The sequence below is a fragment of the Streptomyces sp. yr375 genome, from assembly GCF_900110755.1.
Taxonomy (GTDB): Bacteria; Actinomycetota; Actinomycetes; order Streptomycetales; family Streptomycetaceae; genus Streptomyces.
Genome location: NZ_FOFF01000031.1, coordinates 83,861 through 99,383, shown reverse-complemented (window position 1 = coordinate 99,383; position 15,523 = coordinate 83,861). Strand labels below are relative to the sequence as shown.

Genomic DNA, 15,523 nt, shown 5'->3' with positions numbered 1-15,523 from the left:
CGCGCCGCCCGCGCACGGGCCGAGCATCACGCTGATCTGCGGGATGACGCCGGACGCCTTCGTGTTGCGCTGGAAGATGCCCCCGTACCCGGCGAGCGCGGACACGCCCTCCTGGATACGGGCCCCCGCGCCGTCGTTCAACGACACCAGCGGAGCACCCGCCGCGATGGCCATGTCCATGATCTTGTGGATCTTCGTCGCGTGAGCCTCGCCCAGCGCCCCGCCGAAGATCCGGAAATCATGCGCGTAGACGAAGACCGTACGGCCCTCCACCGTGCCCCACCCGGTGATCACACCGTCCGTGAACGGCTTCTTCGACTCCAGGCCGAACCCGCTCGCCCGGTGCCGACGCAGTTGCTCGACCTCCTGGAAGGAGCCGTCGTCGAGCAGCAGGTCGATACGCTCCCGGGCCGTCAGCTTGCCCTTGGCGTGCTGGGCCTGGGTCGCCCGGTCGCTGGGGCCGCGCCGTGCCTGTTCGCGCAGGGCGCGCAGTTCGGCCACCCGCCCGCGGACATCGGAACCGGGCGGCTCCGCATGCCCCGAATTCCTGGCCGCTGTCCCCGTATTCATCGACCACCCCCGTCGGTCATACGCCTATGAAGCGCGATGTGAATTCCTCACGCTACCTGTCGTACCCGCCGGGGAAAACCCCCTTTTTCCGCTCCGCCCGAATTTACCCGGACTTAATGGCCGTCCCCTATTCTCGTATTCTGGATCATTTCCTGGGGAAGGTGAAACGGCCTGCCGACGGGCCGTCGAGGCGTCCCTCGGGCAGCTTGCGGCCGTAGGCGAGGAGCAGCAGGTCCTGTCCGGCGCCGGTGATCGGCGATCCGGTGCCGTAGGTCCAGTCGAGGTCGTCGGCGCGCAGTTGGACGCCGTCGAGGCGGGCGCCGAAGAACTTCAGGGACCGGGGGTCGACGGCGTTCAGCAGGATGCGGAGCCGGTCCTCGGGGACCGTACGGCCGATGCCCGTGGGGACCGTGATGTCGAGGCCGTGGACCACGTCGTGGCCGAGCGCCGCGACGATGCCGCCGACCGGCGGCTTCCACGGGTGGGTGGCGTTGTCCCGGAGGAAGGCGGCGAGCCGGTCGGGGGAGAACTCGGCCGCGTCCCGGCGGGCGCAGCGGTCGGTCATGCGGTGCAGACTGCCGCGTGCCGCGAGGAGTTCCTTCGCGGTCCGGGGAATGGAATAGCGGAATCCCAACGACATATGGGCCACCACTTCGCGGACCCGCCAGCCGGAACACAGCGACGGCTCGTCCCATGTCGATGCGGGCAGTTTGTCGAACAGGTCCGCGAGTTCCCGGCGTTCGGCGGCGATCGCCGCGCGGATCTCGGATTCCGGACGCCCTTGTGCCAATTCGCTCATGAAATCACCCTATCGTCGTGTGCCTTTGGGGTACGCGTGTGAAAACCCGCCAGATCCACACCTGTCCGAAGGCGACCGCTATCAGTACCGGGAGCACGGTCGCGGACAGCAGGGCCAGGGAGGCGGAGTCGGCGATCGCCCTCGACAGTTCCAGGCTGCCGGTCCCCGAGCGGGTAGCCAGCACCGTCGTGCCGTTCGCGACGCCCACCATGGCCGGCAGGGCCAGCAGCGGTGCGGTGCCGAGGAGCAGTGCCGGCGCGGTGCGGCCGGTCGCCTGGACCCGGTCGGAGCCGTATACGGCGGCGGCGGCGAGGACCGCGACGAGGACCGCCGCCGCCGGGGCGTCGGTGACCGCCGCGCCGGCGGCTCCGGTGAGCAGGAGCAGCACGAGCAGGACCGGCGTCAGGATCCGGGTCAGGCGGCCGAACCGGACGCGCAGCGCGTTGCCCTCGGGCAGGCCGCGGGCGGCGAACAGCGAACCCTGGCGCAGGCTGCCGGCGACGGCCAGGACCTCGCAGAGCAGGGTGAAGGGATGCGTCAGGTCGGACATGTCGGCCACGGCGTGCCCGTCGGCGTTGGTGGACAGTCCCCGGATCAGCGTGGCCAGGACCGTCCCCCAGCCGGCGGCGAGGATCAGGCTGGCGGCGGGCAGCACGGTGTCCCAGGTCCGCCGCCAGCCGACGCCGGGGTGCGCGGTACGGAACCACAGGGCGGCGTCGCGCAGGAACCACGCGCAGAGCACGACGAGGAACGGCAGCCGCAGCGCGTACAGCAACTCCCCCTCCAACCGGGGCAGGGCGCCGAACAGCAGTCCGCCGAAGGCGACCAGCCACACCTCGTTGGCGAGGAAGAGCGGGACGACGCAGCGGCGCAGGCGCGCGCGGCCGGGCTCCGTGTCGGCGAACGGCAGCAGCATCCCGATGCCGAAGTCGACGCTCTCCAGGGCCAGATATCCGGCGAGGAGCAGCCCGACCAGGGCGTAGTAGAAGACATCCACGGTTGATGGCCCGTCAGCTCGGCGTACGTACGGTGGGAGTGGGAGGTGGGGTCAGTAGGAGGGGCGTGCGTCCGTCGGGAGCGACGCCTCGTCGCTCTCGCGCAGCAGCATGCGTTCGGTGGCGTCCGGGAAGAGGCCCGTGTCGCCGAGCAGCCCCTCGTCCGGTCCGAGGCGCGCGTAGCGGCGGATCAGCGTCCAGTCGACGACGGCGAGGGTGGTGAGCACGAGCGTGAAGGCGACGAACGAGGCGAGCATCCCGCCGGGCGAGACGTCGGCGACGGCGTCGCGGACGGTGAGCTCGCCGGTGACCATCCACGGCTGCCGGCCGACCTCGCGGCTGAGCCAGCCGCAGATGATCGCGAGGAAGCCGAGGGGCAGCAGCACGGCGGGCAGCCGCAGCCGCAGCCGCCGGTGCGCGTACGACCCGTCCGGCGGGTTGCCGCGGGCGGCCGTGGCCGGGATCCAGGCCAGGAGGACGAGCGCGACGCCGATGACGAGCATGAGCACGGACGCCGTGCCCACCCAGGTGGGCGGCAGCCAGTCGCCGGGACCGTAGGAGGCCTCGGCGGTGGCGCGGACCTTGTCGAGTTCCGCGCCGCTCTCCCCCATCAACGTGGCGTACTTCTCCGGCTGGTAGGCCTTGAGGGTCGTCAGTTGCACGGCGCCCGCCGCGGCGGCGACGAGCGCGCCGCAGCCCGCCAGGATCGAGCCCTGGACGAGGGTGGGGCGGAAGAAGTCGACGTCCCGGTCGCGGCGCAGGTGGTAGGCGCTGACGGCGGCCATGAACAGCCCGGCGAGGAGGGCCACCGCGCCCGCGATGTGCAGCAGCGCGTACCAGGTCGCCCCGTTGGTGAGGATGGCGCCCCAGTCGGTGACGTACGCGGTGCCGTCGCGCATCTCGTAGCCGACCGGTTTTTGCAGGAAACCGTTGACCACCATGATCCAGAAGGTGGAGGCGTACGCGGTGAGAGCGACGCCCCAGATCAGCGCGGCATGGGCGCGGGCGGGCACCCGGCCGAATCCGAATGCCCACAGCCCCAGGAAAGTCGATTCCAGAAAGAACGCGGCGACGCTCTCGACGGCGATCGGTGCGCCGACGACATTTCCCATGACGTGGGAAAGGCCGGACCAGTTCAGCCCGAACTGGAACTCCTGGGTGAGTCCGCTGACAATGCCGAGCGCGTAGTTGATGACGTAGAGACCGCCCCAGAAACGCACCCGGCGCATTCTGGTGGCGCGCAGGGCGGGGTCCTGGGTGCGTACGGCCCGGGTCTGCGTCAGGGCGACGACGGTGACCAGTCCGAGGGTCAGGGCGACGAACAGGAAGTGCAGGGTCGCCGTGACGGCGAACTGGAGTCGGGCTAGGTCAACTGCGTTCACAGGGCGTTTCCAGTGGGAGGGGACAGGGGGCTAGCCGAGCAGGGCGCGCGCCCGGGCCAGGAGGGCGCGGGCGGCCGGGCTGATGCGCCCGCTGGACCGCCAGGCCAGCGCGAGGCCGCCGCGCAGATGCGGGCTGGAGATCCGGACGGGGTGCAGTCGGTCCGGCTGGGAGAGCACGTACCGCTCCGGCAGGATCGCCATCCCCATTCCGCGCGCGGCGAGTTGGGCCAGGACCCGGGGGTCGCCGGCCTCGAAGGCCACCCGGGGTTTTGCGCCCGCGGCGGCCCAGGCGGCGTCGGACGCGGCGCGCAGGGCGCTGCCGCCGGGCAGACACATCAGCGCGTGGCACTCCACCTCGTCGACGGGGATGCTGTCAATCCCCGCGAGCGGGTGGTCGTGCCCGACGGCCCCGATCAGGGACTCGTCGGCGATGACCAGGGTCTCGAGGCCGGCCGGCGGCTCGGCGCGGACGCCGATGACCGCGACGTCGATCACGCCGGTCCGTACGCCGTCGACGAGCTTGTCCGTGTTGCCCTCGCTGAGGGAGATCTCCACCTCCGGATACCGCAGGCTGAAGTCCGCCAGGAGCTCGGGAAGCCGCAGCGAGAGGGAGGAGGCGACCGAACCCATCGCGACCTGTCCGCGCACGACGCCGGAGACGCTCTCCACCGCGCCCCGCACACCGTCCACCGCGGCCAGTACGGCGCGCGCATACGGCAGTGCGGCGGCGCCCGCGTCGGTCAGTTGGATGGTGCGCCCGCCGCGGTCGAGCAGGTCCTGCCCCAACTCCCGTTCGAGCCGCCTGATCTGCGCGCTCACACAGGGCTGGGTCACGAAAACGCGCGCGGCGGCCTTAGTGAAACTGGCCTCTTCCGCGACGGCTACGAGGTACTCCAACTGGCGTAACTCCATGCATTCATCGTACCGGTCGGCCCTTCTGTGAATGCCTCACAGCGAGGACAACCAGGGAGCAGAATCTGCCCTGTTATTCAAATCCGTGTGCGCTCCATGTCAGATCTCTGCAACGCGAATGTCAGATCCAGGTCAAGTCCGTTCACCGGATACCGAGGACCCGGTGGATAGGGCGGATACACCGGATGCGGCGGATACCGCCGATACGGCGAGCATCGCGAGGGTGCCGGCCTCGTACTGTTCGCGGCAGGGTCGACGGCGCACCTTGCCGCTCGTCGTCTTCGGCAGGGTCCCGCGGCGGATCAGCACCACGTCCGACACGTCGATGCGGTGGTGGTGGCGCAGCGCCTCGCGCACGGCCGTCGTCACCTCGTCGGCGCTCGCGTATCGGCCCACCCGGCTGTCGCCCTCGACCACCACGACGACGGACTCCCGCGCACCGTCGTCCACCGCGAACGCGGCGGCGGAGCCCGGACGCAGCAGCGCGTGGCTGCTCTCGGCCGTGTGCTCCAGGTCCTGCGGATAGTGGTTGCGGCCCTTGACGATGATCACGTCCTTGAGGCGGCCGGTGACGAAGACGTCGCCGCCGCGCACGAACCCCAGGTCGCCGGTGCGCAGGAACGGGCCGTCCGCCTCCGCGCCCGCGATGCGCGCCCGGAAGGTCCGCTCGCTCTCCTCCTCGCGGCCGAGGTAACCGGCGGTCACGCACGGTCCGCTCACCCATATCTCGCCGACCTCGTCGGGCCCCGCCGCCCTGTGGGTCACCGGGTCGACGACGCGGACCCGGGTGTCCCCCACCGTGCGGCCCACGCTCATGACCGTGCTGGTGACGACGGACGCGTCGGCGTCCTCGGCGACCGGGACCACCGCGCCCCGGCCCAGCGCCCGAGCGTCCAGCACGAGCGGGGCCGGCTCGGTGTCCAGCGGGCTGCCGCTGACCTTCAGGGTGTGCTCCGCGAGGCCGTAACTCGGGCACATGGCGCGGCCGTCGAAGCCGTCGGCGGCGAACTTGCCGACGAAGTCCTGCACCGTGTGCGCCCGGACCGGCTCGGCCCCGTTGACGGCCATCCGCCAGCGCGACAGGTCGAGCGGGCCGCGCACGCTGTCGCTGCGCACGCACAGGCCGTAGGCGAAGTCGGGGGCGGAGGAGTGCGTGCCGCCGAACCGGGACAGCGCCTCCAGCCAGCGGCCGGGACGGCGGATGAACGCCTCGGGCCCCATCAGGTACGACGGACGGCCCGCCCACAGCGGCAGCACGATGCCCAGCACGAGCCCCATGTCGTGGAAGAACGGCAGCCAGGAGACGACGGCCCCGTCGTCGCCCATCGGCCACAGCTCGTCCGTCTCCCACGCGTTGGACCAGAAGTTGGCGTGCGTGACCATGACGCCCTTGGGGGCTCCGGTGGAGCCGGAGGTGTACTGGAGCAGCGCGACGTCCGAGAGCCCGGGCGCGGGCAGTTCGGTCCCGGCGGCGGGCGCGGGCAGTTCGTCGGTGGCGACGAGGTGCAGACCGGCCAGTTCGGGCAGGCCGTGGAAGTCGGCGAGGACCTGGTCGCGGACCTCGCGGGTGGTGAGCACCAGCGTCGCGGACGCGTCGTCGGCGATGGTCCGCAGCCGCCGTACGGCGGGCCGGCGCGTGGGCACCTGGACCGGCGCCCCCTTGAGGCCGGCCGCGGTGCAGGCCAGCCAGGCCCTGATGAACTCGAGACCGTTGGGGTACATCAGCACGGCGCTGCGCCGGTCGCCGGCCAGTTCGGCGAGGGCGCCGGCCCGCGCGGTCACGTCGGCGTGCAACTGCCCGTAGGTGATCTGCTCGCCGATCTCCTCGCCGTTGCGCAGATAGACGTAGGCGACGGAGTCGGGCGTTTCCGCCGCGCGCCGGGCCAGCAGGGCGGGCAGCGGCAGCGCGGCGCGCTCTGTCATGGAGGGAATGGAGGGAGGGGTCACGGGGTCTGTGGTCATGGCCGTCCGTTCGTCAAGGTGGCAGGCGGACTTCCTCGGAGGCCGCTCGGGCGAGGTCGGTCAGGCGAGGTCGGTCAGGCCCGCCCGGGGCGCGTTGACGAGCGCCGCCATGTTGCCGGGGGGCTGGCGGTTCTCGTGCATCAACTGGTGGGCCTCGCCGATCTCGTCCAGCCCGAACAGCCCGGACAGGCACGGGTCGAGGTGTCCGGCGGCCGCGAGCTGGATCACCTCCCGGCACTGGGCCGCGTTGAAGCCGTGCGAACCCTGGAGCCGCTTCTGCCGCATCCACAGGAACCGCAGGTCGACATCGGCCGCGTACCCGGAGGTGCCGCCGCAGATGGTGACCATGCCGCCGTTGTCGCACAGGTACATGGAGGTGGGGATGGTGTCCTGGCCGCTGTGTTCCAGGACGATGCGCGGCGCGCGCCGCTCGCCCAGGGCCTCCCAGTAGGCGCGGCCGAAGCCCCGCACCTGCGCCATCCACGCGCCGAACGCGGCCGGGTCGTTCAGGTCGGGCATCCGGCCCCAGTGGGAGAAGTCGCGGCGGTTGACGGTGCCGACGGCGCCGAGGTCCCGGCAGTACGCGGCGCGCTCTTCGCTGGAGACCACCGCGACGGGCAACCCGCCCGCGTTGCGCACCAGTTGGACGGCCATCGAACCGAGGCCGCCCGCGCCGCCCCAGATCAGCACCGGGTCGCCCGGCCGGACCGTGTTGGGCGCCCAGCCGAACAACTGCCGGTACGCGGTCGCACCGGTGAGGATGAAGGCGGCCGCGCCCTCCCAGGTGAGGTTCTTCGGCTTGGGGTGGCACTGGTAGTCGTAAACGAGGGCGAACTGCGCGAAGGAGCCGTAGTTGGACTCGTATCCCCAGGCCCGCATGGTGGGCGAGAAGATGGGGTCGCCGCCGAGACGGATGTCCGGCGCGGTCTCGTCGTACTGGGCGCCGGAGAGCACGACCCGGTCGCCGACGGAGACCCCGGCGACGCCCTCGCCGACGGCGAAGACCACCCCCGAGCCCTCGGAGCCGCCGATGTGGAAGTCCTCGGGCTCGCCGCGCTTGCGCCGGGCGCCGATGACGTCCAGCGGGTAACCGAGCCCGGCCCAGACGTTGTTGTAGTTGATCCCGGCCGCCATCACCCAGACGAGGACCTGGCCGCGGCCGGGCCGGGGGGTGTCCACGACCTCGGTGGCGAAGGCCTTCTGCGGCTCGCCGAAACGCTCCTGGCGGATCACGGACGCGTACATCTGCTCGGGAACGGACCCGAGCGGCGGCATCTCACCCAGGTCGTACAGGCTCTTGCCCATGGTCACTGTCTCCTGATCGTCATCGTCGTGAACCGGTGGTGGGACAAAGCGGGCGTAGGTGCGCGGGCGGCGGCCCGGTCAGGCCGCGGGGGCGGGCGCGGGCGCGGGGAACGCGGCGCGCTCGTAGGGGTAGCCCGGCAGGGCGGCGGCCCGGCGAGGGGCGCGCAGCGGGTGCAGGGCCGGCCAGTCGATGTCGACGCCGGCCGCCCACAGCGCGCCGATCGTCGACAGCAGGATCTGCGGGTCGGGCGTCGGGTCCGTCGGATGCGGCAGCCCCTGGAGGATCGGGTGGTGGTGGCGCAGTTCGCCGTGCCGGCGGGCCAGCGAGGTCAGCGTGGTGCCGGGACCGACCTCGACCAGCGCGCACCCCCGCACGGCGTGCAGCGTCCGGAGTACGTCGTGGTAGCGCACGGCGTGGCGCATGTGCCGGCACCAGTACGCGGGCGTGCGGATCTCGTCCGGGTCGGCCCAGGTGCCGGTGGTGTCCGACACGACGCGGATCCGCGGCTCGTGGAAGGTGACGCCGGCGAGGAACGCCTCGTACTCGTCGAGCACCGCGTCGACCAGCGAGGAGTGGCCGGCCCCCGGGATCTTCAGCAGCCGCGTGTCCAGCCCCTTGGCGGCGTGCTCCTCGACGAACCGGGTCACCGGCTCGCGCGGCCCGGAGATGGTCACCTGGTCGGGCCCGCTGAGCACGGCGATGCCCACGCCCTCGGGGAGCAGGGGCAGCAGCTCGGCCTCGGGCAGGCGTACGGCCGCCATCGCGCCGGGGGCCAGGCTCAGCAGCAGTTCGGTGCGTTTGAGGACCATCCGGATCGCGTCGGGGAAGGAGAACACCCCTGCGACGCATGCGGCGGCGTAACCGCCGAGGCTGTGGCCGACGACCGCCGAGGGCCGTACGCCGTAGCGGATGAAGGCCCGGGCGAGCGCGTACTCCAGTACGAAGACGGCGAGTTGGGCGATCCCGCCGTCCGCGACGAACCGGCTCGCCGCTTCCTGCGCCGCCGCTCCCTCCGGGGCGAAGACGACGCCCAGGTCCACTCCGGCGGCGGCCCGCACCTGGGCGACGCAGCCGTCCAGGTCGGCCCGGAAGTGCGGGTCGAGGCGGTACAGGCCCTGTCCCATGCCGACGTGCTGGCCGCCGTGCCCGGGGAAGGTGAACACCACGGGCGGGGCCTGCCCGGTGGTGCCGCCCGCCCCGGCCTTGGCCTTCACCTTGATCTCCGCGAGCGCGGTGGCGGCCTCGGCGTGGTCGCGGGCGACGACGAAACCCCGGTGGGCGTACGGCGTCCGGCCGGTCTGGAGGGTCCAGGCGACGTCCTGGAGTGTGCCGCCGCCGTCCTCGGCCTGGGCGAGGTGGTGGCCGAGGCGCGCCGCCAACCCGGCAAGGGCGGTCGGGGACTTCGCCGCGAACGGGAGCAACTGCCAGCCCGGTACGGCGGGTTCGGGCTGCCGGGCAGGCGGTTCCTCGACGACGGCGTGGGCGTGCGTGCCGAAGACGCCGGACCCGCTCACCGCGGCGCGGCGCGGCCGGTCGCCGCCGTCAGGCCGCCGCCCCTCGTACACGGCGAGGACGGCCCGGACGAAGGAGGCGGCGGCGGGTGCCGTGTCGGTGACGCCCGCTCCCTCGGGGGTGTCCACGACGACGACCGGGTCCGCGGCGACGCCGCTCACCGCGAGCGCGTCGCGGGCGACGCGGGCGCGGCCCGCCGCGGCGGACTCGCCCGGCCCGGTCGTGCCGACGGCGGTGCCGTGCACCACGGCGTAGATCCGGTCGCCGTCCGCCAGCGCCGCCGGCAGCGGCTTCAGTACGACGACGGCGCAGCCACCGGTCGGAGCGGCCGCGCCGTCGGCCGAGTGCACGGTGACCGACCCGGCCAGGGCGAGGTCGCACTCGCCGCCGAGCAGCGCCTGTACGGCGGTGTGCACGGCGACGAGGGCGGTGGCCCCGGCGGCCTGCACCGATACGGCGGGGCCGGTCAGCGCCAGCTTGTAGGCGACCCGCGAGGCGAGGAAGTCGGCGCCGGTGGCGGTCCGGATCTGCCGGGCGTCGATGCCGGGCGACCGGTCGGCCTGCCGGTACAGGCGTGCCGCGTGGGACGTGGTCGCGCCGCCCGCGTAGACGCCGACGACGGCCTCCTCGCGCGTCGGGTCGTGGCCGGCGTCCTCCAGGGCGTGCTGGGCGCACTCCAGCAGGAGGCGCTGCTGCGGGTCGAGCAGCACCGACTCGCGCGGCGAGACGCCGAAGAACCGGTGGTCGAACGCGTAGGGGTCGGCCAGCGGTTCGGCGGTGGCCACCGCCCCGTCGCCGGTGCGCAGCCGTTCCCGGTACGCGTCGAGGTCGGCGGCCGGTCCGAAGCGCGCCGCCATTCCGACGATCGCGATCTGCGCTTCGGGGTCGATGTCGGCCGTGGCAAGGTCAGTCATGCGGTCCGCCCTTCCTGAGCTGGATCAAGTCCGCCGCTCACGCAGGCTGTTCAGGCCACCGGAGTGGTCGGGCGGACGAACTGGCCGGACATACGGCCCAGTGCGGCGTCCCGGTGGCCGGCGATCAGCTCGTGGGGCTGGCCGAGCCGGACCGCGCCGGCCTGCTCCAGCCGGTCGAACTGGGCGTCGTCCAGGGCGACTTCGAGCGAGCCGAAATAGTCCTCCAGTTGATCGACGGTGCGGGGGCCGATCACGGGCACCATCGTGGTCGCCGAGCGCGCCGCGCGGGCGCGCAGCCAGGCCATGGCGACCTGTCCGGCGGACGCGCCCGTCTCCTCGGCGACGGCCAGGACGCAGTCGAGAATCTCGGTGCGCTGCTCGGAGTCCTCGACCCGGATGGCCTGCCCGTCCCAGTCGCTGAGGCGGCCGCGGCGGCTCTGCCGGTACTTGCCGGTGAGGAGGCCGCCGCCGAGCGGCGACCACAGGGCGGTGCCCAGGCCCAGCGCCTCGGCCATGGGCAGCAGCTCACGGTCGGCGCCGCGCTCGGCGAGGCTGTACTCGAACTGGGCGCCCACCAACCGGTTCAGTCCGCGCAGTTCGGCGAGGGTGGCGGCGCGGGAGACCCGCCAGGCGGGGAAGTTGGAGAGCCCCGCGTACAGGATCTTGCCTGCCCGTACGAGGTCGTCGAGCGCGCCGAGAATCTCCTCGAGGGGGGTGACCGAGTCGGGCAGATGGGCCCAGTACAGGTCGATGTGGTCGGTGCCGAGCCGCTTGAGGCTGGCCTCGACCGAACGGCGGATGTTCTTACGGCTGTTGCCGGTGTGGGAGATGCGGGCCCGCCCGGCGCCCAGGGTGAACTTGGTGCCGATCACGAAGTGGTCGCGGTCGGCACCGAGGAACTCACCGAGCAGTTTCTCCGACTCGCCGACCTGGTAGTTGTCGGCCGAGTCGAGGAAGGTGCCGCCGGCCTCCGCGAACCGCTCGAAGATCTTGCGGGACTCCTCACGGTTGGCTCCGCCGCCCCACAGGGTGCCGAAGTTGGCGGTGCCGAGCGCGTACTCGGACACCCGCAGGCCGGTGTTGCGGCCGAACGTCGTGTAACGCATGCGTATCCCCTAGCGGTTGGTCAGTTCTGCGTGCTCAGTGCGCCGACGATGAGCCGCAGCAGTGCGGCCTGCTGCTCGGGGTCGCGGAAGTAGAAGTGGCCGCCGCGCAGGACGTGCGCCGCGTAGCCGCCCCGGGTGTGGACGTCCCAGGCGAGCTGGCCGGGGTCCTCCTGGTCGCCGACGAACGCCGTGACCGGGATGTCCAGCGGCTCTTCGGCCACGTACTCGTGGGTCTCGGCGAGTGCCGCGTCCGCGCGGAGGTAGCGCAGGGCCAACTCCCGGAGTTCCGGGTCCTCGTGGACCACGAGCGGCAGCGCGCCCCAGCGGTGCTCGATCTCCGCCAGCAGTTCGTCGTCCGGCAGCAGATGGGCGCGGTGGCGCGTGACGACGGGCGGCGGCTGCATGGAGGACAGCAGCAGTGCGCTCGGCTGCGGCAGCCCGGCCCGGCGCAGGGCGCGGGCGGTCTCGAAGGCGATCAACGCGCCGAGGCTGTGGCCGAAGAACGCGAAGTCACGCTGCTCGACGTCATGCTCCCCGAAGTCACCTTGTCCGAAGTCACCTTGCCCGAAGTCGACTTGTGCGACGAGGTCGGCGATCAGCTCGCTCATCCGCGAGTACGGGGGTTCGTCCTGCCGTGGTGCGCGGCCGGGCAGTCTGACCGCCCAGAGCCGGATCCCGGGCAGGGCCCCGGACCAGCGCATGAACTCCCCGGCCGAGCCGCCCCCGTGGGCGAAGCAGTACAGGTCGAGCGTGGTCGGCGTCTTCGGCCTGCGGCTGGAGAGCCAGCGGCTGCGCAGGTCGGCTGCCGTGTCGGCCTGGCCGGTGCCGCTCATGCGGACTCCTCTTCCGTTTCCGTTTCCGTGTCGTGGTCGTGGTCGTGGTCGGGATCGGCCAGTCGCCGTTCGATCAGTGCGGCCAGGTCGGCCGCCGTCGCCGACGCGAACAGCGAGCGCATCTTGATCTCCACCGGGTAGGTCTCCCGGATCCGGGCGAGGAGCTTGACGCCGATGAGGGAGTCGCCGCCGAGTTCGAAGAAGCTCTCGTCGGGTTCGATGTCGGTCAGCCCGAGGGCCTCGCCGAACAGCCGCAGGACCAGGCCGAGGGGCGTGTCGAGGGGGGTGTCGTCGGTGGGACGGTCGGCGTCGGACTGCGGCCCGCTGCCACTGCCGCCGTCGGCGGTCGCCGTGCTTCCGGTGACCGGTTCGTCGTCCACCGGCCGACCGGCCGCGGCCGTGGTCCCGGATGCGCCCGCCCCGGCGGCGGTACGGGCCTCCTCTGCCGGGTGCCGCACCAGATAGGGGAGCCGCTCGAAGGGATAGGTGGGCAGCGCGACCTTGACCCGGCGTTCGCCGTCGTGAACGCCCGCCCAGGAGACGGTCGTCCCGGACAGCCACAGGTGTCCGAGGGCCTGGTAGAGGACGGCCAGTGCGTCGCCGCCCTCGTCGAGACCGGCCAGTGCGGCCAGCAGGAGGTGGGCGGCGGTGTGCGCGGGCTGCTGCCGGGCGAGCGTGACCAGGCCGGAGCCGGCTCCGACCTGGAGGAGGATGCGCTCGGGGTCGGCCAGCACCGTGTTCAGCGCGGCGTCCGGGGTCGCCGGGTCGCGCAGCTCGCTCGCCCACCGGTCGGCGTCGATCGGCGCGCCGGTGTCGTACCAGGTGCCGTCCGTGAGGACGACGGGGATCCGGTGCGCCCGCGGGCCCACGGAGTGCACCAGCTTGCGCAGTTCCTCGTCGCCCGCGCGGGAGCGGCCCGGTTCGGCGATGAGTCGCAGGGCGTGGGCGAGCGGGAAGACTCCGGCGACGGCGGCGGCGACCAGGGTGCCGACGCCGGTGCCGAGGACCGCGGCCGGGCGTACGCCCCAGCGCTGCCACAGCGCCGCGAGGGCGTACTCGAAGGCGAAGACGTAGGTGTCGCGCACCACCGGGTCGGCGGGCCAGGCCAGGCCTCGGGCCACCTCCCGGACCGCGCCGACGAGCGGGGGTTCGGCGGCTTCCAGGGCCGCGTCGAAGGCCTGCCGGAAGGCGGGTTCCGTGAGGTACAGCCGCCAGCCCTCCGCAGGGCCGATCGTGCCCGGGAAGAGGAACACCACGGGCCGCTCGCGCGGGAGTCCGGCCGACCGGACCGGTTCCAGGGCCGGGCCGTCGCCCACGACCGTGAACGCCCGGTGCGGGTGCTCGCGCCGGCCCGTCTGGAGGGTCCAGGCGGCATCGGCGTACGGCGGGGCCGCGTCGCCCGCCAAGTGGGCGTCGAACCGGTCCAGTCGGGCGCGCAGCGCGGTGGCGGTGCGCGCGGAGTGCACCAGCAACTGGGCGCGGCGTTCGGCGGGGGGCGTGGGCCGCTCCGGGGCCTCCTCCAGGACCAGGTGGGCGTTGACGCCGCCCACCGCGAAGGAGCTGACCCCGGCGCGCCGGGGCAGACCCGCGGGCTTCCAGTCGCGCAGCTCGGTGGCGACCCGGAAGGGGCCCGACGCGAAGTCGATCTGCGGGTTGGGCTCGGTGAAGTGGAGGCTCGGCGGGATCCGCCGGTGGCCGAGTGCCAGGACCGTCTTGATGAGGCCCGCCGCGCCGGCCGCCGCGTCCGCGTGTCCGATGTTGGTCTTCACCGAGCCGATGGAGCAGAAGCCGCGCTCGTCGGTGTCGTCCCGGAAGGCCTGGGTGAGGGCGGCGATCTCGATGGGGTCGCCCAGCGGGGTCGCGGTGCCGTGGGCCTCCACGTAGGTGATGGTGCGGGCGTCGGTGCCTGCGGTGAGCTGCGCCTCGCGGACCGCGGCCGCCTGGCCGTCCACGCTGGGCGCGGTGAAGCCGATCCGGCCCGCTCCGTCGTTGGTGACGGCGGACCCTCGGACGACGGCGCGTATGAGGTCGCCGTCGGCCAGCGCGTCGGCCAGTCGCTTGAGGACGACGACGCCGACGCCGTTACCCGCGACGGTTCCCGCTCCCCGCGCGTCGAAGGCGCGGCAGGTGCCGTCCGGTGCCAGGGTGCCGTCGGGGCCGGTCCAGGGGATCTGCTTCGGCGGTACGTGCACGGCGACGCCGCCCGCCAGGGCCATGTCGCAGTCCCCGGCGAGCAGCGCCCGCCCGGCGAGGTGGACGGCCACCAGCGCGGTCGCGCAGGCGGACTGCACCGCGACGGCCGGTCCCCGCAGGCCGAGGCGCTCGGCCGTGCGGGACACCAGGAAGTCGGGTGCGGTGCCGAGGAGGATGTCGTCCTCGGTGACTCCGGCGAGCTGTGCGCGCCGCTCCCGCAGCGCCTGCGCGTACCGGGTCTCGGTGGAGCCGCCGTAGACGCCGATGGCGCCGGGGAAGCGGTCCGGGTCCTGGCCTGCGTCCTCCAGGGCCTCGGTCGCGCACTCCAGGAAGACCCGGTGCTGCGGGTCGATCAGGAAGGCCTCCCGCGCGCCGTAGCCGAAGTAGTCGGCGTCGAACCACTCGGCCGCGTCGAGCCGGCCTCGGGACGGCACGTAGGTGAGGTCGCCGCCGTCGGGCGCGCCGCCGGGCAGGACCTGGGGGGTGTCACGGGTGATCGAGTCGACGCCGGCGGCCAGGTTGGCCCAGAACTCGTCGAGGTCGGCTGCGCCCGGGAAACGGCCTGCCATTCCGATGACGGCGATGAACCCGTGGGCGTCGTCGCGGGATTCGAGGTCGCTCACTCGAATTCCCCCCGGCCGCGCGGTGTGTTCGCGTCGAGTTGGGCCCGCCGGTTTCCGAGGCGGTTCACCCGACCGGTCGGCCGGCGGCGGCTGTTGCCCGTTTCTGCGGCCCCGCCGTGGTCGAGGTGGTGGGCGAAGGAGCGGACGGTCGGGTGGGTGAAGAACTCGATGAGTTCGACTTCCTTTCCGAGCCGCTGGACGACCCGTTCACGAACCATCTGGAGGAGCAGCGAATGCCCGCCGAGATCGAAGAAGTTGTCGCCGTCGCCCACCTCGGGAACCTCCAGGACTTCGCACCAGATTTCGGCGACGACGGCCGCTGTTTCGTTTCCCGGTGGATTTCCGTGGGATACGTGATCCACTCCACTCCTCCCCTTCGGCTCGCCGATCTGGCGGTTCCCTGGAATCATCTGCCG

At 72.7% G+C, this 15,523-nt stretch carries 12 protein-coding genes; all 12 read right to left on the bottom strand.

Going from position 1 to position 15,523, the window contains the following annotated elements; translation table 11 throughout:
• Positions 1-570 (bottom strand): carboxyl transferase domain-containing protein (locus BMZ82_RS26470; protein WP_305729219.1); only part of this gene is annotated, 570 nt, incomplete at its 3' end.
• 145 nt (positions 571-715) lie between these two features.
• On the bottom strand, positions 716-1,369 hold the full coding sequence (locus BMZ82_RS26465; protein WP_093779900.1) for a maleylpyruvate isomerase family mycothiol-dependent enzyme: 654 nt from the start codon (positions 1,367-1,369) through the stop codon (positions 716-718).
• 4 nt (positions 1,370-1,373) lie between these two features.
• A complete protein-coding gene (locus BMZ82_RS26460; protein WP_093779899.1) occupies positions 1,374-2,366 on the bottom strand; it encodes a cytochrome d ubiquinol oxidase subunit II in 993 nt (330 codons plus the stop codon).
• A gap of 51 nt (positions 2,367-2,417) precedes the next feature.
• The gene (locus BMZ82_RS26455; RefSeq protein ID WP_093779898.1) at positions 2,418-3,746 is read right to left on the bottom strand and encodes a cytochrome ubiquinol oxidase subunit I; all 1,329 of its coding nucleotides are present in this window, start codon (positions 3,744-3,746) and stop codon (positions 2,418-2,420) included.
• Positions 3,747-3,776: 30 nt separating this feature from the next.
• Positions 3,777-4,658, bottom strand: coding sequence for a LysR family transcriptional regulator (locus BMZ82_RS26450; protein WP_093779897.1), 882 nt, complete (start codon positions 4,656-4,658; stop codon positions 3,777-3,779).
• 132 nt (positions 4,659-4,790) lie between these two features.
• Complete coding sequence (locus BMZ82_RS26445) at positions 4,791-6,581, bottom strand: fatty acyl-AMP ligase (RefSeq protein WP_256252122.1); 1,791 nt, start codon at positions 6,579-6,581, stop codon at positions 4,791-4,793.
• 99 nt (positions 6,582-6,680) lie between these two features.
• The gene (ccrA, locus tag BMZ82_RS26440) at positions 6,681-7,925 is read right to left on the bottom strand and encodes a crotonyl-CoA carboxylase/reductase (protein ID WP_093779895.1); all 1,245 of its coding nucleotides are present in this window, start codon (positions 7,923-7,925) and stop codon (positions 6,681-6,683) included.
• A 78-nt stretch (positions 7,926-8,003) separates the two neighbouring features.
• On the bottom strand, positions 8,004-10,352 hold the full coding sequence (locus BMZ82_RS26435) for an acyltransferase domain-containing protein (protein ID WP_093779894.1): 2,349 nt from the start codon (positions 10,350-10,352) through the stop codon (positions 8,004-8,006).
• Positions 10,353-10,402: 50 nt separating this feature from the next.
• Positions 10,403-11,458 carry an aldo/keto reductase gene (locus BMZ82_RS26430; protein WP_093779893.1) on the bottom strand — a complete coding sequence of 352 codons (1,056 nt, stop codon included), beginning with the start codon at positions 11,456-11,458 and terminating at the stop codon, positions 10,403-10,405.
• 20 nt (positions 11,459-11,478) lie between these two features.
• Positions 11,479-12,291: a thioesterase II family protein gene (locus tag BMZ82_RS26425; RefSeq protein ID WP_093779892.1), complete on the bottom strand. Its 813-nt coding sequence runs from the start codon at positions 12,289-12,291 to the stop codon at positions 11,479-11,481.
• Positions 12,288-15,107, bottom strand: a complete 2,820-nt coding sequence (locus tag BMZ82_RS26420; RefSeq protein ID WP_093779891.1) for a type I polyketide synthase — start codon at positions 15,105-15,107, stop codon at positions 12,288-12,290. Before BMZ82_RS26420 ends, BMZ82_RS26425 begins: the two co-directional genes overlap by 4 nt.
• Positions 15,104-15,469, bottom strand: coding sequence for a phosphopantetheine-binding protein (locus BMZ82_RS26415; protein WP_177244676.1), 366 nt, complete (start codon positions 15,467-15,469; stop codon positions 15,104-15,106). Before BMZ82_RS26415 ends, BMZ82_RS26420 begins: the two co-directional genes overlap by 4 nt.
• Positions 15,470-15,523: the final 54 nt, after the last annotated feature.